This window comes from Verrucomicrobium sp. 3C, from assembly GCF_000379365.1.
Classification (GTDB): domain Bacteria; phylum Verrucomicrobiota; class Verrucomicrobiia; order Methylacidiphilales; family Methylacidiphilaceae; genus Methylacidimicrobium.
Genome location: NZ_KB901875.1, coordinates 913,017 through 930,706, shown reverse-complemented (window position 1 = coordinate 930,706; position 17,690 = coordinate 913,017). Strand labels below are relative to the sequence as shown.

At 61.8% G+C, this 17,690-nt stretch carries 14 protein-coding genes; 7 read left to right on the top strand and 7 right to left on the bottom strand.

Annotation, left to right across the window (positions count from 1 at the left end):
- Nucleotides 1-135 precede the first annotated feature (135 nt).
- The 3 genes from A37A_RS0105220 to lpdA are packed head-to-tail and all read left to right on the top strand — an operon-like array spanning nucleotide 136 to nucleotide 5,551.
- Nucleotides 136-2,898 (top strand): 2-oxoglutarate dehydrogenase E1 component, encoded by a 2,763-nt coding sequence (locus A37A_RS0105220; protein WP_018290472.1) that lies wholly within the window; start codon nucleotides 136-138, stop codon nucleotides 2,896-2,898.
- Nucleotides 2,899-2,906: 8 nt separating this feature from the next.
- Entirely contained in the window at nucleotides 2,907-4,112 is a 1,206-nt protein-coding gene (gene odhB, locus A37A_RS0105215; RefSeq protein ID WP_018290471.1) for a 2-oxoglutarate dehydrogenase complex dihydrolipoyllysine-residue succinyltransferase, read from the top strand.
- A 17-nt stretch (nucleotides 4,113-4,129) separates the two neighbouring features.
- Nucleotides 4,130-5,551, top strand: coding sequence for a dihydrolipoyl dehydrogenase (lpdA, locus tag A37A_RS0105210; RefSeq protein WP_018290470.1), 1,422 nt, complete (start codon nucleotides 4,130-4,132; stop codon nucleotides 5,549-5,551).
- Here lpdA and alr read toward each other — a convergent pair.
- The 7 genes from alr to A37A_RS0105170 all read right to left on the bottom strand — a co-directional run bounded on the left by alr (nucleotide 5,522) and on the right by A37A_RS0105170 (nucleotide 12,398).
- Entirely contained in the window at nucleotides 5,522-6,757 is a 1,236-nt protein-coding gene (gene alr / locus A37A_RS15915) for an alanine racemase (protein WP_018290469.1), read from the bottom strand. The genes lpdA and alr overlap by 30 nt on opposite strands.
- Entirely contained in the window at nucleotides 6,754-7,362 is a 609-nt protein-coding gene (tsaB, locus tag A37A_RS15910) for a tRNA (adenosine(37)-N6)-threonylcarbamoyltransferase complex dimerization subunit type 1 TsaB (protein WP_018290468.1), read from the bottom strand. The genes alr and tsaB overlap by 4 nt, the downstream gene beginning before the upstream one ends.
- A 42-nt stretch (nucleotides 7,363-7,404) precedes the next feature.
- Nucleotides 7,405-7,824 carry a tRNA (adenosine(37)-N6)-threonylcarbamoyltransferase complex ATPase subunit type 1 TsaE gene (tsaE, locus tag A37A_RS0105195; protein ID WP_018290467.1) on the bottom strand — a complete coding sequence of 140 codons (420 nt, stop codon included), beginning with the start codon at nucleotides 7,822-7,824 and terminating at the stop codon, nucleotides 7,405-7,407.
- Nucleotides 7,796-8,716, bottom strand: coding sequence for a thiamine-phosphate kinase (thiL, locus tag A37A_RS0105190; protein WP_020494046.1), 921 nt, complete (start codon nucleotides 8,714-8,716; stop codon nucleotides 7,796-7,798). The genes tsaE and thiL overlap by 29 nt, the downstream gene beginning before the upstream one ends.
- A 30-nt stretch (nucleotides 8,717-8,746) precedes the next feature.
- Complete coding sequence (locus A37A_RS0105185; protein ID WP_018290465.1) at nucleotides 8,747-9,517, bottom strand: CPBP family intramembrane glutamic endopeptidase; 771 nt, start codon at nucleotides 9,515-9,517, stop codon at nucleotides 8,747-8,749.
- A gap of 81 nt (nucleotides 9,518-9,598) precedes the next feature.
- Nucleotides 9,599-10,615: a signal peptide peptidase SppA gene (sppA, locus tag A37A_RS0105180; RefSeq protein ID WP_018290464.1), complete on the bottom strand. Its 1,017-nt coding sequence runs from the start codon at nucleotides 10,613-10,615 to the stop codon at nucleotides 9,599-9,601.
- Between the two features lie 265 nt (nucleotides 10,616-10,880).
- Complete coding sequence (locus A37A_RS0105170; RefSeq protein WP_018290462.1) at nucleotides 10,881-12,398, bottom strand: class I tRNA ligase family protein; 1,518 nt, start codon at nucleotides 12,396-12,398, stop codon at nucleotides 10,881-10,883.
- Nucleotides 12,399-12,702: 304 nt separating this feature from the next.
- On the opposite strand from A37A_RS0105170, the gene A37A_RS0105160 reads away from it, so the two are divergent.
- The 4 genes from A37A_RS0105160 to pyk are packed head-to-tail and all read left to right on the top strand — an operon-like array spanning nucleotide 12,703 to nucleotide 17,682.
- Nucleotides 12,703-13,056 (top strand): HU family DNA-binding protein, encoded by a 354-nt coding sequence (locus tag A37A_RS0105160; protein WP_018290460.1) that lies wholly within the window; start codon nucleotides 12,703-12,705, stop codon nucleotides 13,054-13,056.
- Nucleotides 13,057-13,103: 47 nt separating this feature from the next.
- Nucleotides 13,104-14,384: a histidine--tRNA ligase gene (hisS, locus tag A37A_RS0105155; RefSeq protein WP_018290459.1), complete on the top strand. Its 1,281-nt coding sequence runs from the start codon at nucleotides 13,104-13,106 to the stop codon at nucleotides 14,382-14,384.
- Nucleotides 14,381-16,165 (top strand): aspartate--tRNA ligase, encoded by a 1,785-nt coding sequence (aspS, locus tag A37A_RS0105150; protein WP_018290458.1) that lies wholly within the window; start codon nucleotides 14,381-14,383, stop codon nucleotides 16,163-16,165. Before hisS ends, aspS begins: the two co-directional genes overlap by 4 nt.
- Complete coding sequence (gene pyk, locus A37A_RS0105145; protein ID WP_018290457.1) at nucleotides 16,162-17,682, top strand: pyruvate kinase; 1,521 nt, start codon at nucleotides 16,162-16,164, stop codon at nucleotides 17,680-17,682. Before aspS ends, pyk begins: the two co-directional genes overlap by 4 nt.
- The last annotated feature ends 8 nt before the right edge of the window (nucleotides 17,683-17,690 follow it).

Sequence of the window (17,690 nt, the reverse complement as noted above, 5' to 3'; positions counted from 1 at the left end):
GGCGATGAGCGGGAACCGAATGAGGTTGAAAATGCCTCTCCCCGGCGTTAAGATGCTTGAGACGGGGCCCTGGAAAGAGGCAGGCCGATCGAGGATGCAATCCATCTCCCTCTACGCCTGCCGGCCCTTGTCGTTATGACTACTTTGCCGCTGCGTGCGGATCGCCTTTGGAAAAGGGACGGCGCGGCGCTGGCCTACAGCAGTTCCTTGGTCGAGGAATATTATGCGCGATGGGCTCAGGACCCCGTTTCGGTGGATTCTAGCTGGCGGGCCCTTTTCGAGGGTTCGACCCGCTGCGCCTCGCCGCAGCCGACCGGTCGAGAGGCTGGCCGTCGCGCCCAAGTGCCGTCAGGCCGCTTTCTGCTCAAGCAGCGCGGAGCCTACGAGCTGATCTTCGCCTACCGCACCCTGGGCCACTTCGTGGCGAATCTCGATCCGCTCGGGTTCAATCGGGTTGCCTTCGACGAATTGGAACTCGAACGGTTCGGATTGGGCGAAGAGGATTTGGAGGCCGAGTTCGATTCGGCTTCGCTGGCAGGAGGAGGAGTGCGGTCGTTGCGGAGAATTCTGGAAATCCTTCGCACGACCTACTGTGGAACTCTTGCGGTCGAGTTCATGCACATGCAGGCATTCGCCCAAAGGCGGTGGATTACCGAGCGGCTGGAGGGAACGGACATTGCGAAGACCTTCTCAGGAGAAGAGCGGCGGCGCATCCTGCAGGCGATCCTGCGGGCCGAGGAATTCGAGTCTTTCCTCCACACCCGATACGTCGGCCAGAAGCGCTTTTCGTTGGAAGGCAACGAGACGCTGATCCCGATGCTCGAAGCGGTGGTCGAAGGCTGTCCGCTTCACGGAGTGGACCGTATCGTGATGGGGATGGCGCACCGTGGGAGGCTCAATGTTCTCGCCAACGTGCTCCAGCAGGACTTCAAGACGATTTTCGACGAATTCTCGGAGAACTACTTTCCGGAAGGGGTCTTGGGCGACGGCGACGTCCGCTACCACTTGGGCTTCGAAGCGGTGCGCAAGACCTCTTCGGGAGTGGTCGTCACCATCGGGCTCGCACCCAACCCGAGCCACCTGGAAATGGTCAATCCCGTGGTGGAGGGCAAGGCGCGGGCCTGGGAGCGGAGATTGGGAGACACGGCGGAGCGCCGCAAGGTCCTTCCTCTCTTGATCCATGGCGATGCTTCCTTCATGGGGCAGGGAATCGTGCAGGAGACGCTCAACCTCTCCCAGATCCAAGGCTATCGCACGGGGGGAACGGTTCACATCGTGATCAACAATCAGATCGGCTTCACCACGTTGCCCCAAGACGCCCGCTCGACCCATCACTGCACCGGAGTTGCCCTCATGCTCGGGATCCCCATTTTTCACGTCAATGGGGACGATCCCCTCTCCGCGGTCTTCGCGATCCGGCTCGCCCTCGAATACCGCCAGCTCTTTCAGAGGGATGTGGTCGTCGATCTCTTTGGCTACCGGCGCCACGGGCACAATGAGGGAGATGAGCCGAGCTTCACACAGCCTACTCTCTATCAGGAAATCGCCGCGCATCCCAAAATCAGCGAGGTCTTTCTCGACCGTTTCGTCCCCCCCGGAGAGGTGACTCGGGAGGAGGCCCAGTCCTATCGGAAGGCGTTCGTGGCGCAGCTTGCGGCTGACATGGCACAGTCCAGGAAATCGGCGACCCAAGCCAAGTCGAAGCTGCGGGAGAGGCTTTCTTGTCCGCGCCTTCTGGAGCGGGTCCAGACGGCTGTTCCAGAGGAAGAGCTGCTAGCGATCGGTCGGGCGATCACCCAAGAGCCCGCCGGCTTTACCCTTAATCCCAAGATCGCCCGGATGCTCCAGGATCGCCGGGCGGCGATCGAAGGCCGCGCGCCCATTCTCTGGCCTCTGGCGGAAGCGCTCGCTCTCGGCTCTCTGCTCAAGGAAGGGATTCCGGTCCGCCTCTCCGGCCAGGACAGCCGCCGGGGCACCTTCAGCCAGAGACATGCCGTTCTTTACGATATCCATTCCCGGGAGAGGTATGTGCCGCTCGAGCACCTCAGCCCGGACCAGGCGATCTTTTGCATCTACAATAGCCCGCTCTCCGAGAACGCCGTGCTTGGCTTTGACTTCGGCTACTCGCTCGACTATCCCGAGGCCCTGATTCTCTGGGAGGCCCAGTACGGCGATTTTGCCAACGGGGTCCAGGGGGTGATCGACCAATACCTGGCGAGCTCGGAATCAAAGTGGGGTACAGTGTCCCATCTGGTTCTCCTGCTCCCCCACGGATACGAGGGCCAGGGTCCGGAGCATTCCTCTGCGCGCATCGAGCGATTCCTGCTGCTTTGCGCGGAAGACAACCTGATCGTGGCGCAATGCTCGACGCCGGCGAACTACTTTCATATTCTTCGTCGTCAAGCTCTTCGTGGCTTTGCGAAGCCGCTCGTGCTCTTCACTCCGAAAAGCCTTTTGCGTGACCCGCGCTGCTCCTCATCGATCGCCGACTTCTCCCAAGGCAGCTTTGAGGAGATTCTTCCCGATCCGCTTCGGCCGGAAGGGGCGCGCCGGGTGCTCCTCTGCTCCGGCAAGATCTATTACGATCTTGTTGCCCATCGGGAAAGACTCGGAGAGAGCGAGACCGCGATTCTTCGGATCGAGCAATTCTACCCTCTCCACCAGGCAAAGCTTTTGCGCTTGCTCTCCGCCCACCGCGCCGAAGAGGTGATCTGGTGCCAGGAGGAGCCCGAGAACATGGGGGGATGGGCTTACATCGAAAGACGATTGCGAGCGCTCCTTGGCCGGGAGATCCGCTACGTGGGTCGGGAAGAGGCGGCAAGCACGGCTGCAGGAAGCCTCGGGGTCCACCGGTTGGAACAGGAGTGGATTTGCGAGGAGGCGTTCCGAGGAGCCTAGGGGGCAAAATGGCGATCGAAGTGAAGATGCCCTTCCTGGGCGAGTCGATCCAGGGCGGCGTCCTGGGAAAGTGGCTCAAGGCCAAGGGAGATCCTGTCGAGCCGGGGGATGCGCTCGGAGAGATCGAAACCGAAAAGATCACCTCGGAGATTTATGCCGAGGCGCCGGGTTCCTTTATCCCCCTTGTGGAACCGGGGACCCAGGTTGAGGTAGGGCAGGTAGTGGCTCGGATCGAGGAGGGTCCGGAGGCAGCGAGGGCGGTCAGCCAGCCTGGGGCACCCTCCCATCCGCCGCACCCCCCGGCCCTCGAGCCTCGTCCCGCTCCCGCGGAAGGGCCGGGCCCGACGGAAGCCGAGAGGGAAGAGAAGGAGCCCCGTCCTATCCCGTCCGAGACTTCGCGGCCTATCCGCTCTGCCAATAGCGCCAATCGCGGGCGGGTGCTGCGGGAGGAAGAGTGGGAGCGGCTTGGCGCCGCCGAGGGGGAGACGGCTGTCCGGCAGGAAGCCGCTACCGCGAGGCCGGAGCGGAGAAAGCCGATGAGCGCCATTCGGCTCAAGATTGCCGAGCGGCTCCTGTCCGCGCACCAGAACACAGCGCATTTGACGACCTTCAACGAGGCCGATCTCACGGCGGTGAAGGAACTTCGGGAGCGATATGGAGAGCGCTTTGAAAAGCGTCACGGGGTACGCCTGGGCTTCATGGGCTTTTTCGTTCGGGCGGTGGTCGAAGCGCTTCGAAAAGTGCCCCAGGCGGGAGCCCAGATCGACGGCAGCGATCTCGTCTATCCCGATCGCTACGACATCGGGGTCGCCGTCTCGACCGACCGCGGCTTGATCGTTCCGGTGCTCCGCGACGCCGAGAAAAAGGGATTCGCCGAAGTCGAGCGAGCGATTCGGGATTTCGCGGAGCGGGCCAGATCGGGGAAGTTGATGCTCCCAGAGCTGGAAGGCGGGTGCTTCACGATTACCAATGGAGGAGTTTTCGGTTCCCTGCTTTCGACTCCTATTCTCAATCCGCCTCAAAGTGCGATCCTGGGCATGCATGCGATTCAGGATCGTCCGGTCGCAATGCGTGGCCGCATCGAGATCCGTCCCATGATGTACTTGGCCTTGACCTACGACCATCGGGTGATCGACGGGCGGGAAGCGGTGAGCTTCCTGGTACAGGTCAAGGCATTTCTGGAAAATCCGGGGATCCTTTTGCTTGATCTCTGAGCGGTCGGGAGGATGCGTTGGCGACGAGTTCCGGCTTTGACCTAGTAGTGATCGGTGCCGGACCGGGCGGCTACATGGCTGCCCTCCGTGCATCCGAGCTCGGGCTGCGGACAGCCTTGGTGGAGCGCTGTTCGAAATTGGGAGGGACCTGTCTGCGGGTCGGCTGCATTCCCAGCAAGGCACTTCTCTCCTCGACCGAAGCCTACGTCTTTGCCCGCGATCGCCTTCCCAGGAGCGGAATCGCGGCGAAAGGCTTTGGGATCGAGATGTCGCGGCTGCACGCGCGCAAAGAGGCGATCGTGGAGAAGCTGGCCCAAGGCATCGCCTTCCTCATGCGGCAAAACCGTGTCGAGGTGTTGGAGGGGATGGGGCGGATTGTCGGGCCGCATGCGGTCGCGGTCCACATGGCCGAGCGAGAGGAGACCCTGGAGACGCGTTCCATCGTGCTCGCGACCGGAAGCGAGCCTGTCGAACTTCCCGTTCTCCCATTTGACCACGACCGCATTGTGGGCAGCACCGAAGCGCTCTCCTTTTCGGAAGCCCCCAAAAGCCTCTTGGTGATTGGGGCAGGAGCCATCGGGCTCGAGCTCGGATCCGTTTGGAGCCGATTAGGAAGCCAGGTAGTCGTCGTGGAGGTGCTTCCGCGGATCGCGGCTGGGTTTAGCCCGATCGTTTCCAAGTCTCTTCAGCGCGAGCTCGAGAAGCAGGAGATCCAGTTTCTTCTCGGGACAAGGGTTGCGGGCGGTGAAGTCAAGCAGACGGAGGTCGCCCTTCAAATCGAGCAAGGAGGAAAAGAGCGGACTCTTGTTGCGGAACGAGCATTGGTGGCGGTAGGGCGGAAACCCTGTCACGGAGGCCTTGGACTCGCCGAAGCAGGGGTAAGTCTGACGGCGGCCGGACGGGTGGCGGTCAATCGCTTTTGGCAAACGTCACTGCCATCGGTCTATGCCATCGGCGACCTAATCGAAGGTCCAATGCTGGCTCATCGGGCCCAGGCCGAAGGGCGGGCCGTGGCGGAGCTCCTGGCGGGGAAACCGGCTGAAGTGCGCTACCTCGCCATCCCGAACGTGATCTATACCGAACCGGAGGTCGCCTCCGTCGGCTTCTCGGAGGAGGATTTCCACGTCGCCAAGCGTCCCTATCGGCGAGGCACCGCCTATTTTCAGGCAAACGGCAGAGCCCTGGCGGCCGAAGCCCCGGAAGGCTTCGTCACGATCTTGATGGACGAGAGTTCCGGCAAGATCGCGGGAATGGAGATCGTCGGCAGCCGTGCCTCCGATCTGATCGGCACCGCGGCGCTTGCGCTGGAGACAGGGGCGACCTTGGCGTCGTTGGCGCGGGCAGTCCAAGCTCATCCCTCCTTCATGGAAGGTGTGCGTGAGGCCGCTTTCGCGGCCTTAAATGCAAGTCTAAGCGTGCGGCGATCGGGCGTTTCTTGAGCGATCGGGCAAGCCCTCGGAGGTCGAAAGGCGGGGCTGCCGCGATCCGGTCCGACGAAGATTGGGCTTTGCCGATATCCTACTGCCTTGCGGCAAGGAGAGGAACTCCCGGTAGATCCGGGGGACGCGCATGCCGACCGCCGTCACGATTTCATACCCGATCGTTCCGGCGATCCTGGCTAACTCCTCGGCATGGATAACCAGGTCGCCTTGTGCACCAAGAAGAACGACTTCGTCCCCGACCTTGCATCCGGCGGCACTGCTGACATCCACGACCGTCTGGTCCATCGTCACCCGACCGCGAACGCGACAGCGATTCCCGTGCACCAAAACTTGCGCGCGATTGGAGAGCGCGCGGAAATAGCCATCCCCGTATCCGACGGCGAGCGTCGCCAGCCGCTGTGCCTTCCGAAGGAGATAGGTGGCTCCGTAGCTGACGGTGCGTCCAGCGGAAAGATGGCGCAGCAGGGTGATGCGCGTCTTCCACGACATGACGGGCCGTAGCAGCCGTCGCAGGAAAGGCATGGGTGGCAGGCCGTAGAGGGCGAGGCCGACCCGGACAAAGGAGCAGGCGTAAACGGTCTTGCGCCATAGGGTGGCACTGTTCGCGACGTGGAGCGGCTTGTCGGCGAAGTGCGGGCGCCAGCGCATAAGCTCCCTCCACTGCTCCTCTGTTCTTTCCGGGTCCTCGTCCGCCGAACTGAAGTGCGTGCACACCGCCTCGATGCCGACCGCTGGGAGCTTCTCTGACCGTTTGAGCTCCTTTATGGCTTCGGCACCCCAAAGGCCGAGCCTCCCCATGCCCGTATCGATCTTGAAATGAGCGGTGGCGCGCCGCCCGGATTTCTGAGCCGCAGCGTTGAGGCGCTTGGCCTCCTCATAGGTCGAGATGGTGGGCCAGGCGCGGCATTCGATCACCTGCGGGAATTCCCCCGGAAGACAGGCGCTCAGCAAGAGGATGGGAGTCGCCGCCACCCCCCCCGCGCGGAGCTCGGCAGCCTCCTCGACGTTGCTCACGCCGAGGACATCCGCCCCTCCCTCGACGAGCTCCTTGGCCACCGGCACGAGGCCGTGGCCGTATGCGTTGGCTTTGACTACGGCGACGAGCTTGGTCTCTTGCGGAATCCTGCTTCGAACCACGCTGAGATTATGGCGAAGTGCGGAACCGTCGATTTCCGCCCAACAGCGCAACGGGCGATCTTTCATGAAAGCTGCGCTATAGCTCCGGCCTCCGGCGCAAGCGGGCCGCGCAAATAGATGGGTTCGGGAAACGGATCTTCCGAAAAAGCCGAGTGATCTTCCTTGAGCCGCAGAAAATCCTCGGCCCGCGGGTAAGCGCGGAGCAGACCGGGTCCAAGCTCCTCCGCCGAAACGGCCAGATCGACGTTTTGCAGCATCTTCGGCAGCTGCTCTCTCGGAAAGGCAACGGTGGGCTGCACGAGCCGGCCGAAGGAAAAGAGGGTTCCGTAGAGCTCTCCCCGCCTGGCGTCGGCAAATACGCCGAGTTGCGCCACATCGGGATGTCGAAGCGCGAGAGACCAGGCACTGCAGAGAGAACGGAGATGTGCCCCCTTGGCAAAGGCGATCGCCTGGACAGCGGCAATCGAGACGCGGATGGAGGAGAAGGAGCCCGGCCCTAGGCCCACGATTACGGTCTCGATGGTGAGCGATGCCAGAGGCAGTTCCCGCAAGGCCGAAACAAGCGCAGCCAACTGTCGGCTGCCTCTAAACTCCCGTGCCTCGACGATTCGGTCCCCCTCGCCGATCGCCAGGCTGCCCAAAGACGAAGACATTTCCAAGGCTAGAATCATCGGAGCGTGGGAGCCCGAACTGGTTTTCGGCCGAGTGACGCGTTAAGCCAACTTCCGGCGGATCATCCGTTCTTTTTCGGAAAGAAGCAAGAGCTCCCATCGCTCCGTTTGCCGCGGCAGGAGATCTTCCATCTTCTCCGGCCACTCGATCACGACGACCACCGGCTCGGCCCAGAACTCCTCGAGATGAAGTGCCGCCGCTTCCTGAGGCCCTTCCAGTCGGTAAAGGTCAACGTGAACCAAGGGGAGCCGCCCGCTCCGGTATTCGTGAACCAGCGTAAAGGTCGGGCTGGTGACGGGTTCCAGGACGCCGATCCCGAGGGCCATCCCGCGCGTGAGCGTCGATTTGCCTGCTCCTAACTCGCCGTAGAGAGCAAAGACGGAATGAGGAGAGGACTCTTCCCCTAGGCGACGGCCAAATCGCTCGGTCTCTTCAGGAGAGGTGGAAATGATCGAATCCATGGGGAAAGGATTGCTTCCGAGAGAGGGCGGAGGGGCGAAGGCAGACGCCGATTCGAGTCAAGCGGGTCGGGAAGGGCCACTCCTTTCGGAGCGCGGCTTCGCGTTCCGGCGCCACCGTGAAGAGAAGCTCATAATCTTCTCCGTCGCGGAACGCCTGGCTTTGAGAGCAGCCACGGTGTCGGGGAAAGTGTGACTCTTGGAGCGAAAACTCGATGCGGGAAGACCGAGCGAGCCGGGGCAGATCCGAAGCCAATCCATCGCTGATGTCCATGAGAGAGGTGGCCCAATGCCCTTGGGCAAGCCACCGGCCTTCCGGCAGCCGCGGGACAAATCGGAGGTGCCGACCGCTCTCCAGGCTTCCGCCGAGGCTGCCCGTCACATAGAGGCCGTCTCCCGGACGGGCGCCGGAGCGCAAGAGAGGAGCGTGGCCCGCCGTTTCCCCCAGCAGAGCGACGGTGAGAACGAGTTGACGGCTTCGGCAAAGCTCGCCGCCGACAAGCTCCACGGAGAACTTTCGGGCCAGCCGCTCGATTCCCCGGTAGATCTCCTGCACGGCAGCCGGCGCGGACGTCGGCGGGAGGGCGAGGGCGATCAAGGCGTAGAGAGGACGCCCACCCATGGCGGCAACGTCGCTCAACGCTCGAGCGAGAGCCTTGCGCCCCACCAGCCGCAACGGGGTCTCCGGAGAGAAATGAACCCCTTCGACCACCGAGTCGGTCTTGAAAAGCAGAAAGTCGTCCTTCCTTCGTCCTTCGAGCACGGCACAATCGTCGCCGACTCCCGTCCGCACGGTGGAACCATGCCGCCAGCGGCGGGTCAAGAGGCGCAGCAATCCGTCTTCGCCAAGGGCAGCCAGGGAATGGGGACGGGCAACCGGTTTATGCCGTGTCATCGGAACCTTCTCGGGTTTCTCCTCGTTTCCTCAACCGAACTTCGCCAAGAGCAACAGCCCAGTTGTAAAGCTATTGAACCAGCAGTGGATGGCAACGGAGAGCAGGAGCGAGCCCGAAAATTCATAGGCGGCGCCGAGCAGCAGCCCAAAGCAGAAGAGAGGCAGGAATGTCGGCCAATTGAAATGGAGAAAGGCAAAGAGCAGTGCAGTCAGAACAAGGGCGGCACTGCGCGAGAGGCGGTTTTTCAAATAGACGTAGAGGAATCCGCGGAAGAGTACCTCCTCTCCGAACGGCGCGAGCACGAGAATGAAAAGGAGAAGCAGCGAAAGGAGGTGCCAGCTACGGGTGCGGATGAACAGCTCGACTGCGGCTTGCGGAGGCGCTGGCACGCCAACCGCCTTCCCCACCAGTTCACCGAGCCAGGCAAGGAGCCGGAGAGGGAGATCGGCCGCCATCGCGATCCAAAAGCCGGCTGCGATGATTTGCCAAAGAGAGAGGCGTCGGGTGCCGAAGTAGGTGGCGAAATCGAGCCGGTGGAAGCGGACCAAGAGCAGGATGGCGACGAGGGCAAGGAGAGTGCCCGCCGAGAAAAAGACTCCGGAGATCAGGAATAGGAATACGGTGATGAGCTCGATCGTGGAGAAAGGGATCGTCGGAGCTTGTCCGTAGGGAAGCATCCCCGCGCATCGGAGCCGGCGGAAGACGATGCCCAAGCTTGAGGCGGCCGCGACGCTGGCCAACACGAAACCGATGACGATCGCTCCGTAGTGGTGCAGGAGCTTGGGGGTGATCTCATTCATTCCGGGCACAAGCCGAGCCTGGCCGAGGCGATCGATCCAGGAGAATGGACGCCCGGGATGAAAACGTCGGCTGTCGGGCTGTCACGGCAGGAATCCGCCCGATCCAAAGACGGTCGGTGCCAGGTAGTAGAGGCGTCCGGAGACCAGCGGAAGCCTGCTGGCGGCAAGGACCGCGCTCTTTGTCCGGGCTTCCGCCCCGAAGAGGCCGCGGAGGAGCGACGAAAACCGAAAAGGAGGCGTGTACCGGACCACCCGTGCCGTCTTGACCTTGCCAAGCTCCTTGCACTTGTCGACGGCATCTTCGAAATAGCCGATCTGGTCGATCAACTTCGCTTGGAGCGCCATCGATCCGGAGAGAATTCTCCCGTCGGCCCAGTGGGTCTTCAACTGATTGAGATCCAGGTGCCGTTCCCGGGAGACGATGCCGACGAATCGATCGTAGCTCTCGTTGATCAGGCCTTGAACATAGGCCTGCTCCTCCGGAGTCATCTCCCGGGTGGGATTCAGAATGTCCTTCATTTTGCCCGACTTGAGGGTCAGCGCCTTGACGCCGATCTTGTCGAGCAGATCCTTGACGGTGAAGCTCTGCAAGATGACGCCAATGCTCCCGGTGAGGGAGAGGTCGTTTGCCATCAGGTAACTGGCGCCCATGGCCGCATAATAGCCTCCCGAGGCCGCCACCGACTCCATGTAGACGACGATCGGCTTGACCCGCCGCGTTCGTTGGATCTCGTGATAGAGCACATCACTCGCATCGACCTCTCCGCCCGGCGAATTGATCGCCAGAAGGATGGATTTGACCCGGCGGTCCTCTCGGGCCTGCCGGAGCTGAAGAGCAATATCCTCCACCATGCTATCGGAGAATTGGCCCGATTCTTCCCTGGCAATCAATCCCTGCAGACGAATCAGGACGATCTTCTGCTCCCGGTCCGGATCTCCGGCAACAAATTCTTCCGGGAATTCCGGAGGCTTCAATTCCGGACCGGTCCCCTTCCGGATCTGCAACGCATTCCAGAAGAAGAGATTGAGCAACAGGCTAAGGGCCAAGAGAACGAGCAGGAACGCCGAACCGCATCCCGTCCGTTTCTCCGCGCTCATGGGGCATGAGAATGACAGAGAGAACTCCCCGGGGCAATGGCAAGATCATGAGCGGGGAGGAAATCTCCCTGTTTTCCGATCTGGCCGCCATTTCTCCCAAGCATTCTCCGGCGGCTTGCGAAATGGGCCTGTCTGCTTCGTTGGGAGTTGGTTTTCCCTCCCTGCAGGATGTCGTCATCCCGCTCCGGGGGAAAACCGGCGCCCCGCCTTGGATCCCGGCCCATTCGCCGCTCCTCGGATGCGAGCCTCGTGAGGCGAGGCAGGCTTATCCCTCGATCCGGGGGAATAGGGGTTCGGGAAGCCCGACCGGATAGCTTTCCCTCGATGGGGCAAAGGAAGAGCGGGAGAGGAGGGGGCGTTCGGAAATGCCCAGCTGGAGGAGGAGCTTTCGGCTACTCCGGGGAAGTGCCGGTTCGATGCAGACGGCAATCCGGCGAAGCGTCTCCGCCAGAGTCGCAAGAATTACGTCTAGCCGTTCGCCGGAATCGGGAGAACGGGCAACCCTCCACGGAGCGGCCTGGTCGACATAGCGATTGGCTTGGCCGATGAAAGCCCACGCAACAGAGAGTCCTGTGCTCGTGTCGCCTTGGTCAAAGGCGCTTCGATAGGCGCCTTCGTCGAAGGCGGAAGCCAGTTCCTTTTCGGACTGGCCCGCCTGCGAGTCGATCCACCCGCGGACCCGTCCTCCTCGGTACCGGGCGATCATCGAGAGGGAGCGATGCGCGAAATTCCCAAGATCGTTCGCCAGATCGCTCTGGTACCTCTGGAAGAACTTCTCATCCGAGAAGTCGGCGTCGTTGCCAAGGGTCATCTCACGCAGGAGGAAGTAACGGAGTGCTTCCGATCCGTAGCGCTCCAGGTAGGGCAGTGGATCGATCGCATTCCCGGTCGACTTGCTCATCTTGGCTCCCCGATTGAGCCACCATCCGTGCACGAGCAGCCTTCGCGGGAGGGGGAGCCCCAGGGCGTCAAGGATCGCGGGCCAGTAGATGCCGTGGGCGGGCACGAGGATATCTTTCCCGATGATCTGCAGGTCCGCGGGCCACCAGGAGCCGCCGTCCGGGTTTTCGGCGAAAGAAACATAATTGAGCAGGGCGTCGAACCAGACATAGGTTACATACTGCTCGTCGAAAGGCAGAGGAATGCCCCAGGAAAGCCGGCTCTTGGGCCGGGAAATGCAGAGCTCCTGCAGCGGCCGCTGCAAGGCGGCGCGCAGTTCGTTGCGGCGAAATTCGGGAAGGATCCAGTCCGGGCGAGATTCGATTTCGCGGCGGATCCGCTCCCTGAATCGCGAGAGAAGGAAGAAGTAGTTGGGCTCCCGCATCGGGACGACTTCGCCGAAGATCTCCGGCCATCGGCCCTCGACCCGCTCCTTCTCGGTGACGAACTGCTCTTGCCGCAGGCTGTAGAAGCCCTCGTGCTCCTCGAAGCGGAGAAGGTTTCTGCTCTGAAGTTCCCGCAGGAAGGAGCGGACCGTCTCCTTGTGCGAGGGGTCCGTGGTGCGGGCAAACCGGTCAAAGGAGATGTCGAGCCGTTCCCAAAGCGAGCGAAAGAGGGCGCTCTGCCGGTCGCAGAAATCCTGCGGAGCCAGCCCCAGAGCCCGAGCGGATTGTTGCACTTTTTGCCCATGCTCGTCGACCCCGGACAGGAAAAAGACCGATCGGCCGCAGAGCCGCTGATAGCGAGCGAGCGCATCAGCAAGGGTCTTCTCATAAGCATGTCCTAGGTGGGGCGAGCCATTGACGTAATCGATCGCCGTCGTGAGGAAAAACCGTTCTCCCATAAATGTAAGCTCTCAGCGGAACCGCAGCCGCAGACGTAGTCCCCAATGGAGGAAGGCAGAGCTTCGGCAGGGGGACTGCTGCATGAAAAGCGGGAAGAAGCGCATGCCGAGCCCAAGGAAAGCAGACGCGCCTGGATTTGCAAGCCGAGGAGGGAAATTTCGCTCGCTGGTCGCCCATGCAAGGCTAGGCTGCATGGGCGGCAAACGGCCTTTCCCCCGCTTTTTTCGGTTGTGCCAGCTCAGTTTCAGACTATTCTTTCGGTAGAAACGGCTTCCGGTGAAGGACGCCACAACGGATTAATCTATGGGAAACCTGACACGGAGGGATTTAGTGGTACAGGTCGCGGAGGAGACGAAACTTCCGCAGCAGCAGGCGGCCAAAGTCCTGGGCTCCTTGTTGCGGATTCTCATGGAAAGCTTCGGGAATCGGCAGAACATCGAATTGCGGAACTTCGGTGTGTTCGAAGTCGCATTGCGTCGCGCCCGAGTTGGCCGGAATCCACGGAGTCCCGGACGGGATATCACGATTCCCCCTCGCGCGGTCGTCCGCTTCAAACCAGGGAAGCAGGTCAAGCGAATCCTGCAAAAGGTCACTCAGGAGCTTCTACAGGAGGATGCTGGGAAAAAAGCTCGCGTTGAAGCCTCCGATTCGGAATAGTGCCTGGGCTTGCCAGCCCGCTTTGAGTCAAGAGCGGGAGCCGTATCATGCAGCCTCTTCCCGGCTTTCGCGATTTTTACCCGGAGGATCTCGTCTTCCGGGAAGCCATCCAATCCCGCTGGCGGAGCACCGCCCGGCGCTACGGTTTCGTTGAGTACGATGGCCCGGTGCTCGAGCCCGTGGAGCTCTATCGGAAGAAATCCGGCTCCGAGATCTTGGATCAGGTCTACCAGTTTGCCGATCGAGGGGAAAGGCTGGTGGCCATGCGGCCGGAGATGACGCCGACCCTCGTGCGCATGGTCCAAGCACGCCATCGAGATTATCGAAAGCCGCTCAAATGGTTTTCGATCCCACAGCTCTACCGGTATGAGCGGGCTCAGCGGGGCCGGCTGCGTGAGCACTTCCAGTGGAACTGTGATATCCTGGGAGAAGAATCGCTCGAAGCGGACATCGAAATCCTCTCTCTGCTGATCGACCTCTTGCGCGGCTTTGGCCTGGGTTCGGAGGAGTTCGTGGTGCGGGTGAGCGACCGTGGGTTCTGGGTCCGGTTTTTCGAGCGGCACAAGCTGAAGGAAGAGGAGCGGTACGGGTTCTTTCAGGCGATCGACAAGATCGAGAGGCAGCCGCGGGAAAAGACCGAGGAGGCATTGGGTCCTCTGGCCGCTCCGGTCTTTCGCCTGATCGACGAGAGGGAGCCCTGGGAGCCGGTCGAGCGAATCTTGGCGGGGCTGAGCACGCGAGGGCTCTCGGGCTTCGCTGAGCACGATTACCGCGTAGTGCGGGGGCTCGCCTATTACACCGGCACCGTGTTCGAGGTGTTTGACCGGCAAGGCGTCTTCCGGGCCATCGCGGGGGGGGGGCGGTATGATGATCTTCTGGAGCGGCTCGGCGGTGAGCGGATGCCAGCGGTCGGATTTGGGATGGGGGACGTGGTTCTCGGAGAGCTGCTTCGGGCGAAGCAAAAGCTTCGCGCGACAATCCCGCCGCCGGAGCTCTTCGTCGTGATTTCCGAGGAAGAGGTTCGTCCCGCCGCCGTTCGGCTGGTCCATTCGCTGCGGGATCAGGGCTTTTCGGTCGATTACCCGCTCCATGCCGCCAAGCCCAAGAAGCAATGGGAGCGGGCGGAGGCCGTAGGCGCCCGCCATGTCATGGTGGCGGACTTTCGTATCATGGAAGGGAAGGCGGAAGTGCGGGAGGTGGCTTCCCGGAAAAGCCAAGTCGTCGCCCTCGACGCGATCGGATCGCTTCTGCAGACGGTAGGCGGAGAGGCCGATTCGGGCGGCGGGACGCCCCTGTCGGAGCTCTCCGAGTGTAAAGGATCGGGATGAGAATCGCGAACCAGTGGCGGAGCCACCATTGTGCACAATTGCGGGCTGCCGACGCCGGCAAGAATGTACGGCTGTGCGGCTGGGTCGATCGGCGGCGCGACCACGGCGGGCTTGTCTTTGTCGATCTTCGGGACCGGGAGGGGGTTTCCCAGATCGTATTTCATCCAGAGGAGCATCCGGAGGCCGCGGAGATCGGGAAGGCACTGCATGCTGAGGATTTCGTGCAAGTCGAAGGGCAGGTGACTCGGAGACCGGAGGGCACCGAGAATAGCAGCTTGGCGACCGGGGAGATCGAGGTGATCGTCCAATCGGTCCGGCTCATCGGTCCGTGCTCGCCCCTCCCGTTTCCGCTCGATGGGGTCGTCGAAAATGAAGATCTTCGGCTCAGCTTCCGCTTCCTGGATCTGCGACGGCGGAAGATGCTAGAAAACCTCAAGATACGTCATCGGGTCAGCGGGGCGGTGAGAGCATACCTGGATGCGCAGGGATTCCTGGAGGTAGAAACCCCGGTCCTCTCGAAGAGCACGCCTGAAGGAGCGCGCGATTTTCTGGTTCCGAGCAGGCTGACCCCTGGCTCCTTCTACGCCCTCCCCCAAGCCCCGCAACAATATAAACAGCTTCTGATGGTCGCGGGAATCGAGCGCTACTATCAGATCGCCCGCTGCTTCCGGGACGAGGACTTGCGGGCGGACCGGCAGCCGGAATTTACCCAGATCGATCTGGAGGCATCCTTTGTCGAGTCCGAGGACATTCACTTCTGGGTGGAAGGGATGCTGCGGAAGATCTTTCGCGACGTGTTCGACGTCGATCTGGCGCTGCCCTTCCCCCGCATGAGCTACCGGGAGGCCATGGATCGTTACGGCAGCGACAAGCCCGATCTCCGGTTCGGGATCGAACTTTATGATGTCGGCGAGATCTTTCGCGAGTCGGATCTCAAAGTCTTCCGGGCCGTTCTGGATCAAGGCGGAGTCGTCAAGGCGGTGAACGGGAAGGGGCTCGCCCACATCGCGGCCTCAGAGTTGACCGGACTCGAGGATCTTGCCCGCAGCCTCGGAGGGAAGGGCTTGGCCTACGTCCGGGTGGAGAGCTCCGGATGGAAGTCGCCGATCGGAAAATTCCTCACGGCCGGAGAACGGGATGCGCTTGCCCGGATGCTGGGGGCCGCCGAGGGCGATCTGATCCTCTTCGCTGCCGACCGGTGGGATCTCGCTTGCGAGATTCTCGGCCGCGTCCGTCTGAGACTGGCCGATCTCTCCGGCAAGAGGGAAGGAAACGCGGAATGGAATTTTCTCTGGGTGACGGATTTCCCGCTGTTGGCTTACGATCGGGAAGAGAGCCGATGGACCTCCATGCACCATCCCTTCACCCGGCCGCACTCCGAAGACCTGCCGCTCCTGGAAAAGGGGCACTACGGCGAGATCAGGGCTCTAGCCTATGATATCGTTCTCAACGGGACGGAGTTGGGCGGGGGCAGCATTCGGATCCATGAGGCGGATTTGCAACAGAAGATCTTTTCGGTGCTGGGCATCGATCCAGAGACGCAGGAGCAGCGCTTTGGCCATCTGCTCAAAGCCTTCCGTTACGGCGCTCCGCCCCATGGAGGCGTCGCGCTCGGCCTGGACCGGCTCGTCATGCTCATGGCCGGAGCCGAATCGATTCGGGACGTCATCGCTTTCCCGAAGAATCGGCATGGCGTGGATCCGATGACGGGCTCGCCGTCGGAGGTCGAGCCGAAGCAGCTGCGAGAACTGGGGATTGCTGCCGGGAGAAGAGACAGATGAGTTCGCGAGGAGAAGCCCCGGGGCCGCAGCCCTTCGAGGCGGAGAGTTTGGATGTTTCCCTGGGGGAAAGGCAGGAGGAGCATCGAGAAGCGGTTGCGATCGAGCTGTCGCGAAAGCGAAAGACAAGGATCATCGCCACGCTTGGCCCGGCGAGCGAGTCCGAGGAAAGGATCGGAGAGTTGATCGCCCGCGGAGTGGACATCTTCCGTTTCAACATGTCCCATGCTTCTCCGGATTGGGTTCGGAGGATCAGCGCGTTCGTGCGCGAGCGGAGCCGCTCTTTCGGCAGAAACGTGGGGCTCCTTCTCGACACCCAAGGGCCAGCCATTCGCACGGGGGATCTGGCCGCCCGGCTTGAGCTTCATCCCGGAGACAAGTTTACCTTCACGGTGCGTGGAGATCCGAGTGTCGATGAGCGATCCGTCGCCGTAAACTACGACGATTTGGCTCAAGATTTGCGGGTTGGGGACGTGGTTCTGGTGGATAACGGAGTCATTCAGATGAAGGTGCTCGACAAAGAGGGATTCCGCGTCCGCTGCGAGGTGGTGACACCTGGAGTGATGGGGAGCCGGCGCCACATCAACCTGCCTGGAGTCCGGGTCAATCTTCCCCCGTTGACCCATAAGGACCTGCAGGATATCGACCTCGGGGTGGAGTGCCAGATGGACTATTTTGCTCTTTCCTTTGTCCGGGAGGCGAATGATGTCGATCTGTTGCGTCAGATCCTGATCTCCAGAGGATCGAAGGCGGTCATCGTCGCGAAGATCGAAGACCAAGCGGCTGTGCGGAACCTGCCTCAAATCCTGGAGTCGGCCGATGCGATCATGATCGCCCGCGGAGATCTGGGGATCGAGTGTCCTTTCGAGGAGCTTCCGATCATTCAGAGGCGGATCGTAAAGATTTGCCTCCAGAAGATGAAGCCGGTCATCGTGGCGACACATCTGTTGGAGAGCATGACCCAGAACCCGGTCCCCACGCGTGCCGAGATCACGGACATCGCCAATGCCGTTTACGAACAGGCCGATGCCTTGATGCTTTCAGGGGAGACGGCAGCGGGCCGTTACCCGCTCGAGTGCGTCTCCGTCCTCGACCGGGTCATTCAGCGGACAGAGCGCAGCGGAGGAGCGGGCTATGCGGCATTGGCCGACTTGACCGAGGATCAGCAAAAGATCGCCAGCGCAGCCGTTCACTTGGCCGATCAGGTCCGGGCAGCGGCGATTTGCGTCTTCACCCGTCAGGGCAAGCTCACGACTGCGGTCTCCGGTCTTCGGCCTCGGTGCTCTCCCATCTACGCCTTTGTTGGGGAGGAGGATCTCTGTCGGAGGCTCATGCTTGGCTACGGAACCGAGCCGATCGTGTCCCGCTATCCTGCGAGCCAGGAGGAAGGAATCGCGATCGCGGAGGGAGAGCTTCGGAAGCGAGGCGTGATCTCCTCCGGGGACAAGATGATTCTCCTTTCGGAGGTCCCGCTTCACAGCGAGCGGGCCCGTTCGGTCGTATTTTACCGGGTCGAATAGGAAAGTAG

What these genes read in the sequence shown, in the direction of transcription:
- A37A_RS0105220 (WP_018290472.1), top strand. Translation starts at nt 136, where the DNA reads ATGACTACTTTGCCGCTGCGTGCGGATCGCCTTTGGAAAAGGGACGGC.
- odhB (WP_018290471.1), top strand. Translation starts at nt 2,907, where the DNA reads ATGGCGATCGAAGTGAAGATGCCCTTCCTGGGCGAGTCGATCCAGGGC.
- alr (WP_018290469.1), bottom strand. Translation starts at nt 6,757, where the DNA reads ATGAAAGATCGCCCGTTGCGCTGTTGGGCGGAAATCGACGGTTCCGCA.
- tsaB (WP_018290468.1), bottom strand. Translation starts at nt 7,362, where the DNA reads ATGATTCTAGCCTTGGAAATGTCTTCGTCTTTGGGCAGCCTGGCGATC.
- tsaE (WP_018290467.1), bottom strand. Translation starts at nt 7,824, where the DNA reads ATGGATTCGATCATTTCCACCTCTCCTGAAGAGACCGAGCGATTTGGC.
- thiL (WP_020494046.1), bottom strand. Translation starts at nt 8,716, where the DNA reads ATGACACGGCATAAACCGGTTGCCCGTCCCCATTCCCTGGCTGCCCTT.
- A37A_RS0105185 (WP_018290465.1), bottom strand. Translation starts at nt 9,517, where the DNA reads ATGAATGAGATCACCCCCAAGCTCCTGCACCACTACGGAGCGATCGTC.
- sppA (WP_018290464.1), bottom strand. Translation starts at nt 10,615, where the DNA reads ATGAGCGCGGAGAAACGGACGGGATGCGGTTCGGCGTTCCTGCTCGTT.
- A37A_RS0105170 (WP_018290462.1), bottom strand. Translation starts at nt 12,398, where the DNA reads ATGGGAGAACGGTTTTTCCTCACGACGGCGATCGATTACGTCAATGGC.
- A37A_RS0105160 (WP_018290460.1), top strand. Translation starts at nt 12,703, where the DNA reads ATGGGAAACCTGACACGGAGGGATTTAGTGGTACAGGTCGCGGAGGAG.
- hisS (WP_018290459.1), top strand. Translation starts at nt 13,104, where the DNA reads ATGCAGCCTCTTCCCGGCTTTCGCGATTTTTACCCGGAGGATCTCGTC.
- aspS (WP_018290458.1), top strand. Translation starts at nt 14,381, where the DNA reads ATGAGAATCGCGAACCAGTGGCGGAGCCACCATTGTGCACAATTGCGG.
- pyk (WP_018290457.1), top strand. Translation starts at nt 16,162, where the DNA reads ATGAGTTCGCGAGGAGAAGCCCCGGGGCCGCAGCCCTTCGAGGCGGAG.